Source organism: Streptomyces sp. WMMC1477 (assembly GCF_027460245.1).
Classification (GTDB): Bacteria; Actinomycetota; Actinomycetes; order Streptomycetales; family Streptomycetaceae; genus Streptomyces.
In genome coordinates, this window is record NZ_JAPZBD010000003.1 from 1,645,001 (window position 1) to 1,660,814 (window position 15,814).

The window sequence follows — 15,814 nt, forward strand, 5'->3', positions numbered from 1 at the left end:
AGCTCCTCCGGGGTGCCGATGGCGGCCTGGACTTCGGGGGTGACGCCGATCCACCAGCCGATCACGGCGGCGAGGCAGAGCGAGAGGACGGCCGTCGGCGCCCACCAGTGCAGCGTGCGGTAGACGGCGGCGGGGAAGCCGGCGGCCAGGAAGTGACCGGCGTCGCGCCAGGACGAGCGGCGCGGGCTGGTCACGGCGCTGCGGGCCCGGGCGACGAGCCCGGTCAGCCTGGCCGTCAGCGCGGGGTCGGGTGCGCTGGACCGGATCTGCGACAGATGCGTGGCGGTGCGCTGGTAGAGGCTGACGAGTTCGTCCACCTCGGCCCCGGAGCGAGGACGGCGGCGGCGCAGCAGCTCCTCCAACCGCTCCCACTCGGGGCGGTGCGCGGAGACGAAGACGTCGAGATCCATGCTGCGAGCTTGGCAGACCGCCGTGGCGGTTCGCAGCGGCCGGTCGGCAGACTGTGCGTAGGCGGAACGCGACCGGGGAAGCCGGCGGCGGAGCGGAGGGGATGTGCCGTGAGCGAGTTGGTGACGGGCGACGCGGTGGTGCTCGGGCTACGGCCCGCGAGGGTGCCGAGCCGGGCGCTGGCCGTCGCCATCGACCTGCTGGCCCTGTGGACCGTCTACCTGCTGCTGTCCGTCTTCCTGACGACGGCGGTGCTCGGCCTGGACGGCGCCGCGGTGGCGGCCGTGTCGGTCGGGCTCGTGATCGTGGTGCTCATGGGTGGCCCGGTGGCCGTGGAGACGCTGTCCCATGGCCGTTCGCTGGGCAAGCTCGTGTGCGGGCTGCGGGTCGTGCGGGTGGACGGCGGCCCCGTACGGTTCCGGCACGCGCTGGTGCGCGGACTGCTGGGCTTCTTCGAGATCCAGCTGACGCTGGGCACGGTGGCCTGTGTCGCCTCCCTGGTCTCGGCCCGGGGGCGTCGGCTGGGGGACGTCTTCGCGGGGACGCTCGTCGTCTCGGAGCGGGTGCCCGCGCCGAGGTCGGCCCCGGTGCCGGCTCCCCCGCCGTGGCTGGCCGGGTACTTCGGCGGGCTGGAGCTCTCCCGCGTGCCGGACTCGCTGTGGCTGGCGGTGCGGCAGTACCTGACGCGGGCGGGGCAGCTCGATCCGCGGGTCGGTGCCTCACTGGCGGAGCGGCTGGCCGGTGATGTGGTGGCCGCGACCGGTACGCCGGCGCCCGAGGGGGTCTCCCCCGTCGGCTACCTCGCGGGCGTGCTGTCCGAGCGGCAGCGGCGGGAAGCCAGGAGGCTCTGGGGAGAGGGGCCCGGGCCCGCCGTGCGGGCGGCCTCCGCGCCGGCGGTGCCGCCCGGGGCCGCGGGAGCGCGGCGGCCGGCGGCCGTGCCCGGGTGGCACGGCTCGGTGCGTCGGGCCCCGGACGGGACGAGCCCGCCCCCCACGGGCCCCGAGCGGCCCGCGGGGGGCGGGTTCGTGCCGCCGGCCTGACGCGCCGGACGTCGCCGCGCGCGGGAGTGGCCGTCAGCCGGAGGGGCCGAAGGGCCCGGAGGAGCCCGGGGTCTCGAAGGTGGAGGGCGGGGACTCGAGATCCTCCAGCTCGATCCCCGGTGCCGAGAGGACGACGTCGCCCGCGATGTGCACGGTGTGCTGCTCGCCCGTCTCCAGGTCGCCGACCCGGTACTCGTCGACGACGAGCGGGGCGCTGTCGGTGGGGTGTGCTTGGCTGCCGACGAGGGTCCAGCTCTGGTCGAGGGTGCGCGGGGCGAGGACGGGAGGGCTGAAGGCGACGAGGCGCACCCGGGTCGCGGGCGCTGCGGTGGCGGGGCGCAGCAGCCGGGACGTGGCGACGAGGAAGGCGGGGGAGGCACCGGTGAAGCCGTGAGCCCGCACGTTGCCCTCCTCCGCGTGCTCGCCCCGGGGGTCGGCGCGGACCCAGGTGACGCCGTCGAGGGCCGCGCCGCGGACGTGCCAGCCGCCGGCGCGGAGTTCCAGCCGGAGGGGGCGGCCGAGCTCGTCCAGGGTGAGGTCGACGGAGCCGGCCTCCGCTCCCGAGGGCGTGGTGGTCCGCGAGACGTAGCGCCAGCCGGAGGGGCCGGTGGCGCACTGGAAGTGTTCCTCGCCGAGGGGGGTGTGGTCGTGCGGGTCGTGCAGGGAGTAGCGGCCGCGGGGCATGGTGGGTCCTCGATACGGCGAGCCCCCGTCGCCCGGCGGGGCGACGGGGGCCGACTTCCGGCGGAGCCGGCCGCCGTGGGTGATCGGTGCCGGTCGGTCGGTGAGTACCGTCAGTAGCGGTAGTGGTCGGGCTTGTACGGGCCCTCGACCTGGACGCCGATGTAGGCGGCCTGCTCCGGACGCAGCTCGGTGAGGCGCGCGCCGAGGGCGTCGAGGTGGAGCCGCGCCACCTTCTCGTCCAGCAGCTTGGGCAGGACGTACACGCCGGTGGGGTACTCCTCGGTCTTGGTGAACAGCTCGATCTGCGCGATCGTCTGGTTGGCGAAGGAGTTGGACATCACGAAGGACGGGTGGCCCGTCGCGTTGCCCAGGTTCAGCAGGCGGCCCTCGGACAGGACGATGATCTTCTTGCCGTCGGCGAAGGTCCAGGTGTGCAGCTGCGGCTTCACCTCGTCGCGTACGACGCCCTCGATCTTGGCGAGGCCGGCCATGTCGATCTCGTTGTCGAAGTGGCCGATGTTGCCGACGATCGCCTGGTGCTTCATCCGCTCCATGTCCGAGGCCAGGATGATGTCCTTGTTCCCCGTGGTGGTGATGAAGATGTCGGCGGTCTCGACGAAGTCCTCGAGGCGGGCGACCTGGTAGCCGTCCATCGCCGCCTGGAGGGCGCAGATCGGGTCGACCTCGGTGACGATGACCCGGGCGCCCTGGCCGCGCAGGGACTCCGCGCAGCCCTTGCCGACGTCACCGTAGCCGCACACGACCGCGACCTTGCCGCCGATCAGCACGTCGGTGGCGCGGTTGATCCCGTCCACGAGCGAGTGGCGGCAGCCGTACTTGTTGTCGAACTTGGACTTCGTCACCGCGTCGTTCACGTTGATCGCGGGGAACAGCAGCAGGCCGTCCTGCTGCATCTCGTACAGGCGGTGGACGCCCGTCGTGGTCTCCTCGGTCACGCCGCGGATCTCGGAGGCGAGGCGGGTCCACTTCTGCGGCGACTCGCCCAGCGTGCGGTGGAGCAGCTCGAGGATCACGCGGTGCTCGTCGCTCTCCGCGGTCTCGACGGCCGGGACCTCACCGGCCTTCTCGTACTCCACGCCCTTGTGGACGAGCAGGGTGGCGTCCCCACCGTCGTCCAGGATCATGTTCGGGCCGCCGGTGTCGGTGCCCGGCCAGGTGAGCGCCTGCTCCGTGCACCACCAGTACTCCTCCAGCGTCTCGCCCTTCCAGGCGAAGACCGGCACGCCCTTCGGGTTCTCGACGGTCCCGTTCGGGCCGACCGCCACGGCGGCCGCCGCGTGGTCCTGGGTGGAGAAGATGTTGCAGGACGCCCAGCGCACCTGCGCGCCCAGCGCCACGAGCGTCTCGATCAGGACCGCCGTCTGCACGGTCATGTGCAGCGAGCCGGTGACCCGCGCGCCGGCCAGCGGCTGCTGCGCGGCGTACTCCTCGCGGATGGCCATCAGACCGGGCATCTCGTGCTCGGCCAGCGAGATCTCCTTGCGGCCGAACTCGGCCAGCGAGAGGTCGGCGACCTTGAAGTCACGCGTGCTGTCGGTCGTCGTCATGGTGTGCTGCTCCTCGGTTGTGGGTCGAGGTACGTGGGCTGGTCTGCGGCAGCGGGCAGGGTACGCGACAGGGTGCGACGCGATACCGGGTGGCGCTGTGCGCCCGCCCCGGTGCACCCTACGGACCCTCTGGTCCCCTGGCCGCAGCGCAGTCCGTCGGAGGCCCTCTCTCCCTCGACCGCCCCGCGGTGCGGGACGCCCGACCGCCATCAGCAGCGACGTCTGTGCGTTGACGAATCTACACGTTCGGCGCGCTCGTCCCAATGGCGCGTGCCGCGAGGAGGGCCTGAGCGACGGGTGTCACACCGTCCCGGTCAGGCTCCGACGGTGGCGTCCGCCTCGGGCGTCGGCGAACGCAGCAGGTCGGGTTCGAGGTAGATCACGCGGGCCGACGGGACGGCGGCGCGCACGCGCTCCTCGGCGGCGTCGATGGCCTCGGCGACCCGCGCGGCGGTGTCGTCGTGCCGGACGGCGATCTTCGCGGCGACGAGGAGTTCCTCGGGACCGAGGTGCTGGGTGCGCATGTGAATGATGGACGTCACGCCCTCGCCGTCCACCAGCGCGGAGCGGATCTTCTTCAGGTCCTCGGGCCCGGCGGCCTCGCCGAGCAGCAGGGACTTGGTCTCGACGGCGAGCACGACGGCGATGACGACCAGCAGCACGCCGATGCACATCGTGCCGACGCCGTCCCACACGCCGTCGCCGGTGAGCAGGGCGAGGCCGACGCCGCCGAGCGCCAGGACGAGCCCGACGAGGGCGCCCAGGTCCTCCAGCAGGATGACGGGCAGCTCCGGCGCCTTGGCGTGCCGGACGAACTCGCTCCAGGAGCGGTCGCCGCGGACGGCGTTCGCCTCCTGGACGGCAGTGCGGAACGAGAAGGTCTCGGCGATGATGCCGAAGACGAGGACGCCGACGGGCCAGTACCAGTGCTCGATCGGGTGCGGGTCGGAGATCTTGTGGTAGCCCTCGTAGAGGGCGAAGACGCCGCCCAGGCTGAACAGCACGATCGCGACGAGGAAGCTGTAGACGTAGCGCTCCCGGCCGTAGCCGAAGGGGTGTTCCTCCGTCGCCGCACGCTTGGCCTTCTTGCCGCCGAGGAGCAGCAGGCCCTGGTTGCTGGAGTCGGCCAGGGAGTGCACGCCCTCGGCCAACATCGAGGACGATCCGCTGAACGCCCAGGCGACGAACTTGGCGGCGGCGATGGCCAGATTGGCGCAGAGGGCGGCCAGGATGGCCTTCGTGCCGCTGTGGGCGCTCATGCGGGACGTCCTTCCGGGGTACGGATGTGTCGCTGCCGGCGGCCGGTTCGCTCAGCGCGGCGTGACGGCCGCCGCAGCGCGGAAGAGCGTACCCTCACCCTCCGCCCGTACCGTTGCGTCCGCCCGGATGTAGGCCGACTGGCCGGAGGCGAGCCGGAGTTCGGCCCCCTCGGCGTCCCGCAGCGTGACCTCGCCCTGCGTGCAGAGCAGGATCTGGGCGACGTGCGCGGGCAGGGTGCGGGGCGCCGCGGCGGCGGGGATGACGTGCCGGGAGAGCTGGAACTCGTCGACGGGCGTCGTGTAGACCTCGGCCTCGTCCTCCCCGGCCTCGGGGCGCAGCACGGCCGGGTCGCCGGGCTCGAAGCGCACGACGCGCAGGAGCTCGGGGACGTCGACGTGCTTGGGCGTGAATCCGCAGCGCAGCACGTTGTCGGAGTTGGCCATGAGCTCGACGCCGAGGCCGCTGAGGTAGACGTGCGGTACGCCCGCTCCGAGGTAGAGGGCCTCACCGGGCTGGAGCACGACGTGGTGGAGCAGCAGGACGGCGAGGAGGCCCGGGTCCCCGGGGTGGTGGTGCGCGGCGCGGGCGGCGGCGGCGTAGGCGGCGGCGTGGGGTCCGTCCCCGGCGCCGAGGCGTTCGGCGGCGACGGCGGCCTCGGAGACGGTCTCGGCGATCTCGTTCCGGTCGGCGGTGAGGACGGCGGTCAGCACCTCGCGCAGGGCGTCGCCCTCGGGGTGGGCGTGCAGGAGGTCCGCGTAGGGCTTGAGGCCGTCGACCTCGAGCCCGGCGAAGATCTCGGCGGCCTCGTCGGCGTGCCGGAAGCCGCAGAATCCCTCGAAGGGGGTGAGGGCGCAGACGAGTTCGGGCTTGTGGTTGTCGTCCTTGTAGTTGCGGTGCGGGGCGCCGAGGGGGATGCCCGCGGCCTCCTCGGCCGCGAACCCGTCGCGCGCCTGCCGCCGGTCGGGGTGCACCTGCACGGAGAGCGGGACGGCGGCGGCGAGGACCTTGAACAGGAACGGCAGCGTGGGCCCGAAGGCCTCGACGCTGTCCGCGCCCAGCTCTCCGGCCGGGTCGGCCGCGATGACGTCGGTGAGGGGCCGCGGGCCGTCCCCGCGGTCGATGCGGGAGGGGGCGCCGGGGTGGGCGCCCATCCACAGTTCCGCCTGGGGGCTGCCGGTGGGTTCCTCGCCGAGGAGCTCGGGGAGGGCCGTGGTGGAGCCCCAGGCGTAGGGGCGCACGGTGTTGACGAGCCGGTCCATCGGGCTTCCTCCACGAGGTGTCGAACGGACTCCCGCCTGGCTGTCGGCTGGAGCGCCTGACAGATCTACGCCTCAGGGGTGAGCGTCAGGTAAACCGTAGCGAAATCCGTTGTGGCGATGAGCTCGGCGGCGCTTTCCAACACGCTGCTGCCGGGGGTGGGTTCCAGTTCGCTGAGTCCGGTGTCGTGGGTGAAGGCCAGCTCGCGGGCCGGCTCGGCGGCGCTCTCCGCGCCGCCCGTCAGGTCGCGCAGCAGGACGACGCGGGCGTGGAGTCTGGTCGGCTCCTCGACGCGGTCCCGGAAGAAGTCGTCCTCGTCGGCGCCGGCTGCGAACACGCCGTTGAGGAGCGCCCGGTGGACGGTGAGGGCCTCCGGCAGCTCGGCGGCCAGGGCCGGGCGGCCGGACAGCGCGGCCAGGGCGGTGGTGAAGTGGCGGGCGGCGGCGCCCGCGACGGGCCCCTCGCTCCACAGCACGGGCAGTGACTCGGCGAGCTCGGCGGCGAGTGTCTTGGCCGGGTTCGCGTAGGTCTCGGCCGCCGGGCCGCAGCGCTCGGCGACGGCGTCGAGCCGGTCGGCCAGGCTCTGCAGGGCGTGCGGCGGGGCGTGGCCGAGGCCGAGCCGGTCGGTGAGGACCAGCAGCGGCGTGAGCAGCGCCCACAGCGAGCCGGGAGCGACGGGCGGCGCCTCGCCCCGCGGCGCGGCGGCGGGCGGGGGCAGGCTGACCGGAACGGCGAGCCCGTGCAGGTCGTGGACGGTCCGCGCGACGGGGGAGCCCTCCCGGGTGACGGCGACGACGGTGCAGCCCCGCCGGTAGGCCTGCTCGGCGAGGGCGCTGAGGCCGGGCTCGCCGCCGTCCGGGGTGACGATGACCAGCAGGTCCAGCGGGCCGGCCCAGCCGGGCAGGGCCCACCGCAGCGCCTCCGGTGCCGCCGCCGCGCCGAAGGGCCGCAGGAGGGACACGGGCAGGACGCCGTGGCTGACGGCGGCGAGCAGGTCCGTGAGGCAGCCCGCCGCGGGGGCCGGGCCCGCGACGAGGAGGCCGCGCGGGCGGCCGTCGGGGCGGAGTTCGGTCAGGCCGGCGTCCGTCGCGTCGCGGACGGCGGTGCGCACCCGCGCCCCGGCCTCGGCGGTGGCGCGGAGGAGGGCGGCCCGGTCGGCGTCGGCGAGGGCTCGCGGGTCGTCCAGAAGCGGCTCGTCCAGCATGGCGTGCCCCCGTCTCAGGCCGGTCGGCGGGCCTCGTCGACCAGGAGCACCGGAATGCCGTCGCGGACGGGGTAGGCGAGCCCGCAGGCGGCGTCGGTGCACACCAGCTCGGCGTCGGCGGGCTCCCCGGTGGGCGCGGGCTCCTCCCGGAGGGGTGCGTGGCACGCCGGGCAGGCGAGGATCTCCAGGAGGCCGGCTTCGAGCGGCATGACGTCCCTCCAGACGTTGGGCAACTGGCCTCAGCCTACCGCCGCTGGTCAGGGGTGCGCCTGCGCGGCGGAGGCTTCGGCTCCGGTCCGGACCGGTCCGGCGGGCTGTTGCGGGTCAGGCCCGGACGATGGCGAGGACCTCGTCGCGGATCGCGGCGCAGGTCGTGGCGGACCGGGCTTCCACGTTGAGCCGGAGGAGCGGCTCGGTGTTGGAGGCGCGCAGGTTGAACCACCAGTCCGGTGCGGTGACGGTGAGCCCGTCCAGGTGGTCGAGGGTCACGTCGTCGCGCTGGGCGTAGGCGGCCTCGACGGCGGCGGCCCGGCCCGGCTGGTCCGCGACGCGGCTGTTGATCTCGCCGGAGGCGGCGTAGCGGTCGTAGGCGGTGAAGAGCCGCGAAAGCGGCCCGTCCTGCTCGCCGAGGGCCGCCAGGACGTGCAGCGCGGCCAGCATGCCGGTGTCGGCGTTCCAGAAGTCGCGGAAGTAGTAGTGCGCGGAGTGCTCGCCGCCGAAGATGGCGCCGGTCTTGGCCATCTCCTCCTTGATGAACGAGTGGCCGACGCGGGTGCGGACGGGCGTGCCCCCGGCCTCCTTGACGACCTCGGGCACCGACCACGACGTGATGCAGTTGTGGATGATCGTGCCGCTCCCGTGCTTGGCCAGCTCCCGGGAGGCCACCAGGGCGGTGACGGCCGACGGGGAGACGGGCTCGCCGCGCTCGTCCACGACGAAGCAGCGGTCGGCGTCGCCGTCGAAGGCGAGTCCCAGGTCGGCGCCGGTCTCCCGGACGCGGCGCTGGAGGTCGACGATGTTGGCCGGGTCCAGCGGGTTGGCCTCGTGGTTGGGGAACGTGCCGTCCAGCTCGAAGTAGAGGCGGTCCAGCTCGACGGGCAGCCCGGCCAGCACGCTCGGGACGGTGTGGCCGCCCATGCCGTTGCCCGCGTCCACGACGACCCTGAGCGGCCGGATGGAGCTCAGGTCGACGAGGGTGCGCAGGTGGGCGGCGTAGTCGGCGAGGACGTCCCGCTCGGTGACGGTCCCGGGTGCGTGGGCCGGCTCGGGCGGCCCGGTGCGCAGCCACTCCTCGACCAGCGCGCGGATCTCCCCGAGCCCGGTGTCCTGGCCGACGGGGGCGGCTCCGGCCCGGCACAGCTTGATGCCGTTGTACTCGGCCGGGTTGTGGCTGGCGGTGAACATGGCGCCGGGGCGGTCGAGGTGCCCGCTGGCGAAGTAGAGCTGGTCGGTCGAGCACAGCCCGACGAGGGTGACGTCGGCTCCACGGGCGGCGGCGCCGCGGGCGAAGCTCGCGGCCAGGCCCGGGGACGAGGGCCGCATGTCGTGGCCGACGACGATGGGGGCGGCGCCCGTGATCTCGGCGAAGGCGGCGCCGAACAGTCCGACGAGCTCCTCGTCGAGCTGGTCGGGAACGACGCCGCGCACGTCGTACGCCTTGATGATCTGCGACATGTCAGGCACAGCCCGCCCCTTCGTCCGTCCATTCAGGCGGGCCAATCTACCGCTCCGCCGGGCGGGGCCCCGTCGGCCGGGGTCGGGTTCCGGCCGGTCGGGCCGGCGGGCGGGCCGCAGTCGGGCCGGCGGGCGGGGCGTCGGTCAGGGGTCGGGCGAGCGCAGGACGCGCAGGTGCCCCCGGCGGGCGACCTCCATCGGGTCGGCCTCCTGGCCGGAGGCGGCGGGGCGCGGCCGCTGCCGTTCGGTGCGCGGGGCGCGGGCCGCCTCACGGACGGCGTCGGCCAGGGCCTCCAGGTCGTCCCCGGAGTGCCGGGCGGGACCGGTGGGGACGGCGAGGCGGACGACCTCCCAGCCGCGCGGTGCGGTGAGCCGGTCCGAGTGGTCGGAGCACAGGTCGTAGCAGTGGGGCTCGGCGTAGGTCGCGAGCGGGCCGAGGACGGCCGTGGAGTCCGCGTAGACGTACGTCAGCGTCGCGACGGCGGGACGACCGCACGCGGTGCGCGAACAGCGACGTACAGGGCTCACGATGTTGGACGGTACCGCACTCCTGAGCGGGCTGCGACGACTCACCCGGGGGTCACCCGGCCGTGTCGTCCCGCTTCGCCGGGAAAGGGCGGCCGGGAGGGACGGGCACTGAACAGGGCAAAGGCCCGGGCTCTCTGAAGAATCGTCACTGCAAGAGGCGCGGGGGCGGTCACCCGCAGCCCGGACGGCGCCACCCGCGAGCGGCAAACGGTCGGCCAACTGTCGGAAAGCCGCCAGGAACCTCGCCCGACCGGTCATCGGCCGACAGCCGGAGGCCCTCGCGCCCCCTCCGGCCACCGTTACCCGGTTGCCCCGCGCCGTTCCGGTCTCCCCGGGGGACCGGCTCGCCGCACCCTCCGTCACACCCCGCCACGGCGCGGCAGCGCGGACCCGGGTGCGGGCGGCTGCCTCCGGATACGCTCAGGGGTGATGAGCAACGCCGTACCGCCGCATCGGCCACCGAACCGGGCGCGCCACCGAGACCGCCACGGCCGGGGGATGCGCGGCCCTCTCGCGCCGCCGCAGGTCCCGCTCGCCGTCAGCCGGGCCGCCTCGTTCGACGATCTCGTGCGCGACTCGGCGGAACGGCTGGAACGCCAGTGGCCCCAGCTCTCCTCGGTGCGCTTCGGGGTGCAGGACGTGCCCGCGCTCGACGACTCCGGGCAGGCGCAGGACGTCTGGGACGGCCTCGGCCACGGCGTGCCGCTCGGCCGGCTGGTCCCGGCGCGCGGCGACCGGCCCGACCAGGTGATCGTCTACCGCCGCCCCGTGGAGCTGCGCAGCCGGACCCGCGAGGAACGGGCGCTCCTCGTGCACGAGGTCGTCGTCGAGCAGGTCGCCGAGCTGCTCGGCCTCGCCCCCGAGTCCGTCGATCCCCGGTACGGCCAGGACTGACCGCCGGCCCGGCCCCGGCCGGGGGCTACCGGTTGAGAACGGCCAGGTCCTGGGCGGCCGGGGGAACGGTCACCGTGCCGCCGTCGTCGGACAGCGCCTGCACCGTGAACATCGGGATGCCGTCCTCCTCGCGCTCCAGCATCCGCGACACGTACACCGGGCCGCCCGAGAGGGGTTCGACGGTGAGCGCGAAACGCCCTTCCCCGTCCTGGGGCGAGAGGTCGTCGACCGCCGTCGTCGAGCCCGGCTTCAGGGTGACCGTGCGCTCGGCGGGCGTGCCGCCCTCGCTCCCCGCCGAGGCCGTGACCTTCACCTTCGCGCCGTCCCGCGGTGCCGTCAGGTAGAGGGTGCTGCCCTTCCGCTCGTTCCCCGCGGCCGTGGCGCGCCACTCGACCGGGCCGGTCGACGGGATGAAGGCGACCTCCCGCTCGCCCCCGGCCCCCTCGCCGTCGCCGCCGTTCCCGCCGCCGTCCTGTTCACCCGAGCCGTCCGCGCCGCCCCGGACGACGCGCGCCGCGGCCACCACCGGGGCCTTGCCGTCCCCCTCCTCCGGGGTGAGCACCAGGGACGCCGGCTCCCCGCGGGTGAGCTCGCGGAGGTCCACGGACGTCGTCATGCCGCTCTTGACGTGCAGGGTCTCCTGGCCCGCCGGGGTGAAGGAGCCGGACGGGCCCGCCAGCCCGACCCGGAACGTCACGTCGGAGTCGCCGGGCGTGAACGCGCTGAGCCGCACCTCCGTGGCGTCCCCGGGAAGGCCCGGGATCACCACCTGGCCGGGGCTCTCGGCGGCCGGGGTGAGCCAGTCGGAACCGAGCTTCTCGTCCACGGCCTGCAGCTGCGCGCCGACCCGGCCCGAGCGGACGGCGACGTGCAGCGTCGCGCTCTCGACCGGTTCCGGGGTGAGCGCCGACAGCAGCACCGGCACGGTCGAGTGGGCGGGGACGTTGATGCCCGAGCCGCTCTCGGACTCGATCGCGCCCTCGGGGCCGTACAGCTTCAGGTCGACGGTGGCCGAGGCCTCGTCGGGATTGGTGAGGTGGATGTAGTCGTGGCGCTCCTCCGCGGTGCTGACCCCGGGGAACCAGAAGCGGGTGTCGGGCACCGAGCACTGCAGGCCGAGCAGGCCGCGGCCGCCGCCTACGGCGACGAGGGTCGTCTGCTGCACGGTCCAGCCCGGGGCGAGCGCGCCCGTCGCGGTGCCGCTGAGCGCGGGGATGTCGATGCTGTCCGCGGTGTGGGTTGCGGGCCGGCCGGGCTGGGTGAGGGCGAGCAGCGGCTTCGCGTCCTCGGACCGCTTCTCGGAACCGCCGTTGTCGAGCGTCGAGACGGCGGGCAGCAACCCGGCGCGGCCCTCGCCGTCCTCCTCGCCGCTCTCCGCCGCACCGCTTCCCGGGACGCCCGGGGAGAAGGCCGTGAAGGTCGTCTCGGCCAGGTCGGACGGCGCGGGCTGCGGGCAGACGAGGGTGGAGCGCTGGACGGGCCGGCGCTCGGCGTCCGCCGGGGAGCCGGCGCCGGGTTCGGCCCCGGACGTCGTCACCGTGGCGACGCCGGTGAGGGCGGCGAGCGCGGCGACGGCCGCGGCGAGGGCGGTGACGGGGCGGTTGAGGCTCACTGCTGGCTCCGGTGGTCGTACGTCGTGCCGTCGTGGTGGCCCCGGCCGTCGTCGCGGGGGGTGTGGGCGCCGTGGGTGCCGTATGCGCTGTACGCGTCGTAGGAGCCGTCGTACCCGGGCTGCGGGCCGGGGACGGAGGGCTGGGCCTGCGCCTCCCGCGCCGGGTCGCCGCCCCACCCGGAGCCCGCGGGCACGCCGGGGGCCGCGGGCGTCTCGGGGGCCGCGGGCGTCTCGGGGGCCGCGGGCGTCTCGGGGGCCGCGGGCACAGCAGCGACGGCCGGGTCGGCGGGCGGGGTGCGCTCCGCGGCGGCGGCGCGCAGCCGGCGGGCCCGGCGGCCCTCCCCGTCGACGGGCTGGGCGGGTACGGCCGCGGCCTCCGCCTCCGGCAGGTCGTCGTCGTTGTGCTGCTTGCGGCCCGGCAGCGCCAGCACCAGGACGACGAGCAGCCCGAACACCTGGGTCCACACCCACACGGTGCGGCTGGTCGGCGTCTCGTACTCGACGGTGACGCGCCCGGCCGACGGGAGCAGCTCGAAGCCCTGGGCCCAGCCGTCCAGCGTGACGGGTTCGAGCTCCTGGCCGTTCTGGGTGGCCCGCCAGCCGTCCGAGGCGGCGTCCGCGAGGCGCAGCACCCGCCCCTCGGGGCCCACCGGGATCTCGGCGGCCACGTCGACCGGCCCGGCGGCCACGGCGACCGGGTCCTCGCCCTCGGCCACGATCGTCACGCGTGCGATGTCCACGCCGGTGCCGTCGTCCACGCGCCACAGGTGGCCGCCGTGCTGGTCGCTGAGGCGCTGGAGTCCGGGCGTGCCGCCCAGGACGCGGACGAGGTCGCGGGAGGCGTCGCCGCGCACGAAGACGTAGCGGACGCCGTATCCGGCCAGCTGGTCCCGCTGGTCGGCTCCGGACCCGGCGACGAGGTTGGCCACGGTGTCCGCGAGGTGTCCGGGCTCCTCGGCGCCCCGGAGGACGTCGCCGTCGCCGAGCCGGGCGCCGGAGCCGCGGACGAGCGTGTAGCGGACCTCCTCGCCGTCGCCGCCCTCGAGGACGAGCGTGCGGGGGCGGTCGGCCGTGGCCGCCTCCTCCGCGACGAAGGCCGGTACCTGCACCGGGCTGCGCCGCTGGAGCGGTCCGTCGGCGCCGTGCACCATCCAGCCGACCGCCGAGACGGCGGGCGCGAGCGCGGCGAGCGCGGCGACCAGCACGGCCACCGGCTGCCGCCAGCCGAAGGACTGGGCGGTGACGCGCGTGCGGGCGCCCTCGGCGCCCAGCAGGGCGGCCGCGACCAGGGCGAGGCCGTAGACGAGCGACGCGGGCCCGGCCCAGCCGGAACCGGCCGAGAGGACGGCGAACAGCAGCCCGGTGAGGGCCACGCCCCACAGCCCGCGGACGGCCTGCTGCCGCTCGGGGCGCAGCAGGGCCGCCAGGCCGGCCAGGAGCAGTCCGACGAGGACCAGCCCGCCGTACGTGCCGGGGCCGCCCGGGTCCAGGGTGAGCAGGCCGAGCGCGGAGGCGGTGCCGCCGTCGTAGGGCAGACCGGCCTCCTCGAGCAGCGTTCCGGGGCTGGTGAGCAGCGTCAGCGACCAGGGGGCGAGCAGCAGGAGCGGGGTGCCCAGGAGCAGCAGCGCCCGGGGCCCGAGCGCACTGGTCCCGGCCCCCTGCCGCAGCCGGACCCCGAGGAGAGCCAGGGTGAGGACGGCGGCCACGGCCCAGACGACGGGCGTGAACGCGGTGACGAGCGTCAGCAGGAGGGCGCAGGCCCACAGGGCACGCCAGGTGGGCCGTCCCGTCCGCCCGATCCCGGCGGCGGCCACGGCCGTGCGGGCGAGCGGTGGCAGCAGCACGGCGAGCACGGCCGTGCCGACCCGGCCCGAGGCCAGCGCGCCGGTGGCGGCGGGCAGGAAGGCGTAGGCGACGGCGCCCCAGGCCCGCAGCAGCCGGGAGTCCACCAGCGGGCGGGAGACGAAGTACGCGGAGAAGCCGGCGAGCGGGACGGAGCACACGAGCAGCAGCGTCATGGCGAGCCCGGTGCTGCCGAAGAGGAGCGCGGCCAGCCCGGCGAGGAGCGCGAGGTAGGGCGGCGCGGACTCGGTGCCGCCGATACCGACGGGCCGCCAGGCGTCGGCGTAGCGCGACCACAGCCCGGAGACGTCTCCGGGGGCGGGCAGCAGCGCGCCCCCGGCGAGGGCGCCGGAGTCCAGCAGCGCCCGGCAGGCGACGAGCGAGACGAGCAGCAGGGCGACGAAGAGCATGGGCCCGGGGCGGCGGGCGATGCGCTTGACCCGGGCGAACTGTTCGACTTCCAGGAAGTCGGCATCCTCGGCGCCGGGGCCCGACTCGACGGCACCGTGCCGGCCACCGCCTCCGGGCGGGGTCTCGGCGCCGGTGCGCCGGGAGACGCTCGACGCGGCCCGCTCCAGGGTGGCCCGCACGGTGGCGCCGGGCGGCGGGAACAGGGGCCGCAGCTCCTTGGGGTCGGGCGGGGACTCTCCCGGCGGCAGGGCCGGGTTCCGCTTCCCGCGCCGCCGCCGGGCCGCGAGGATCAGCCCGGGGCGCAGCAGCGTGCGGGAGAGGCCGGTGATCTCTTCGAGCGCCTGTCCCGGCACCTTGCCGACGACGTAGGCGAGGGTGCGCACGAGCGTGCCGAGGACGAGCCGCAGGAACACCCACGGCAGGGCCCGTCCGGGAGCGTTGACGAGCAGCGTGTAGACGGCGCCCGCCTTGTCCACCCGGTGCGGCCCGGCCACGGTGCGGCCCGCGCAGTCGATGGGACGCCGTTCCCGGGACGCCGCCTCGGCGTGCCGCAGCACGGCCTGCGGGGCGATGAGCACGGAGTGTCCGGCGGCGTTGGCGCGCCAGCACAGGTCGACGTCGTCCCGCATGAGGGGCAGACGCCGGTCGAAGCCGCCGAGCCGCTCGAAGACGTCGCGCCGGATGAGCATGCCCGCGGTGGACACGGCGAGCACCTGGCGCACCTGGTCGTGCTGGCCCTGGTCCTGTTCCCGGCGGTCCAGGCCGGTCCACCGGCGGCCGCTGGAGGCGATCGTGACGCCGGTCTCCAGGAGTTGGCGGCGGTTGTACCAGCTGCGCAGCTTGGGGCCGACGACGGAGGCCGAGGGGCTGGAGTCGGCGACGCGCAGCAGTTCGAGCAGGGCGTCGGGCTCGGGAGCGCAGTCGTCGTGCAGGAGCCACAGCCAGTGCACCGGCTCCCCGTGGGGGAGTTCGGGCATGTCGTAGGCCTCCATGCGCCAGGTGCGGGTGGCCGGGTCCCAGGCGCTGGGGCGCTTGAGGTACGGCAGGTCGTCGGGCGTCAGGACGGGCGCTGTGCGGGCCGCCTCGCCCACGGCGTTGCCGAAGCCGGTGCGACGGGCGAGATGCAGGACGCGGTCGGGCCCGAAGGCGTCCGCGAGAAGCCGGGCGGAGCCGTCGGCGCTGCCGGTGTCGGCCGCGATGACGTCCTGCGGAGGGCGCGTCTGGCCGGTGACTCCGGCCAGGGCGTCGGGTAGCCAGCGCTCACCGTCGTGGGAGACGAGCACGGCGGTGACGACATGCTGGGGGAACTCGGGCGCGGCCTGCTCGTACTGGGCCGCCGACGACTGGCTGTGCACGGACATCGAGCTGTGGGCCCCGGTCGGTGGGTGCGGTCGACGCGGCTGCGTCGTGGACGGTGGCCCACACTAGCGCT

General features: G+C 75.2%; 13 protein-coding genes (1 of these 13 only partly in view). 2 read left to right on the forward strand and 11 right to left on the reverse strand.

All coding sequences use genetic code 11. The features are described from left to right. Positions 1-410: the 5' end (the start) of a stage II sporulation protein M gene (locus O7609_RS07500; protein WP_269743280.1), read on the reverse strand. 598 nt of this gene lie to the left of the window's left edge; 410 of the gene's 1,008 nt are visible here — the first part of the coding sequence; the start codon lies at positions 408-410; its stop codon lies off the left edge, out of view. Positions 411-518: 108 nt separating this feature from the next. On the opposite strand from O7609_RS07500, the gene O7609_RS07505 reads away from it, so the two are divergent. Further along, a complete protein-coding gene (locus O7609_RS07505) occupies positions 519-1,448 on the forward strand; it encodes an RDD family protein (protein WP_269743281.1) in 930 nt (309 codons plus the stop codon). Between the two features lie 33 nt (positions 1,449-1,481). Here O7609_RS07505 and O7609_RS07510 read toward each other — a convergent pair whose 3' ends face one another. The 8 genes from O7609_RS07510 to O7609_RS07545 all read right to left on the reverse strand — a co-directional run bounded on the left by O7609_RS07510 (position 1,482) and on the right by O7609_RS07545 (position 9,668). Then, positions 1,482-2,132 (reverse strand): hypothetical protein, encoded by a 651-nt coding sequence (locus O7609_RS07510; RefSeq protein WP_269743282.1) that lies wholly within the window; start codon positions 2,130-2,132, stop codon positions 1,482-1,484. Positions 2,133-2,242: 110 nt separating this feature from the next. Beyond that, a complete protein-coding gene (gene ahcY / locus O7609_RS07515; RefSeq protein ID WP_269743283.1) occupies positions 2,243-3,700 on the reverse strand; it encodes an adenosylhomocysteinase in 1,458 nt (485 codons plus the stop codon). Positions 3,701-4,014: 314 nt separating this feature from the next. Then, the gene (locus O7609_RS07520) at positions 4,015-4,959 is read right to left on the reverse strand and encodes a cation diffusion facilitator family transporter (RefSeq protein WP_269734175.1); all 945 of its coding nucleotides are present in this window, start codon (positions 4,957-4,959) and stop codon (positions 4,015-4,017) included. A gap of 51 nt (positions 4,960-5,010) precedes the next feature. Continuing rightward, a complete protein-coding gene (gene manA, locus O7609_RS07525) occupies positions 5,011-6,219 on the reverse strand; it encodes a mannose-6-phosphate isomerase, class I (protein WP_269743284.1) in 1,209 nt (402 codons plus the stop codon). Positions 6,220-6,284: 65 nt separating this feature from the next. Then, positions 6,285-7,421, reverse strand: coding sequence for an SIS domain-containing protein (locus O7609_RS07530; RefSeq protein WP_269743285.1), 1,137 nt, complete (start codon positions 7,419-7,421; stop codon positions 6,285-6,287). 14 nt (positions 7,422-7,435) lie between these two features. Next, a complete protein-coding gene (locus O7609_RS07535) occupies positions 7,436-7,630 on the reverse strand; it encodes a Trm112 family protein (RefSeq protein WP_269734178.1) in 195 nt (64 codons plus the stop codon). Positions 7,631-7,745: 115 nt separating this feature from the next. Continuing rightward, complete coding sequence (locus O7609_RS07540) at positions 7,746-9,095, reverse strand: phosphomannomutase/phosphoglucomutase (RefSeq protein ID WP_269737060.1); 1,350 nt, start codon at positions 9,093-9,095, stop codon at positions 7,746-7,748. 144 nt (positions 9,096-9,239) lie between these two features. Next, the gene (locus O7609_RS07545) at positions 9,240-9,668 is read right to left on the reverse strand and encodes a DUF3499 domain-containing protein (RefSeq protein WP_269734179.1); all 429 of its coding nucleotides are present in this window, start codon (positions 9,666-9,668) and stop codon (positions 9,240-9,242) included. 384 nt (positions 9,669-10,052) lie between these two features. Here O7609_RS07545 and O7609_RS07550 point away from each other — a divergent pair, with 384 nt between their 5' ends. Continuing rightward, positions 10,053-10,517 carry a metallopeptidase family protein gene (locus O7609_RS07550; RefSeq protein WP_269734180.1) on the forward strand — a complete coding sequence of 155 codons (465 nt, stop codon included), beginning with the start codon at positions 10,053-10,055 and terminating at the stop codon, positions 10,515-10,517. A 25-nt stretch (positions 10,518-10,542) separates the two neighbouring features. Here O7609_RS07550 and O7609_RS07555 read toward each other — a convergent pair whose 3' ends face one another. Together O7609_RS07555 and O7609_RS07560 are read right to left on the reverse strand one after the other, a co-directional pair. Further along, positions 10,543-12,129, reverse strand: a complete 1,587-nt coding sequence (locus O7609_RS07555) for a DUF5719 family protein (protein ID WP_269743286.1) — start codon at positions 12,127-12,129, stop codon at positions 10,543-10,545. After that, positions 12,126-15,743 carry a glycosyltransferase family 2 protein gene (locus O7609_RS07560; RefSeq protein ID WP_269743287.1) on the reverse strand — a complete coding sequence of 1,206 codons (3,618 nt, stop codon included), beginning with the start codon at positions 15,741-15,743 and terminating at the stop codon, positions 12,126-12,128. The genes O7609_RS07555 and O7609_RS07560 overlap by 4 nt, the downstream gene beginning before the upstream one ends. Between the last annotated feature and the right edge of the window lie 71 nt (positions 15,744-15,814).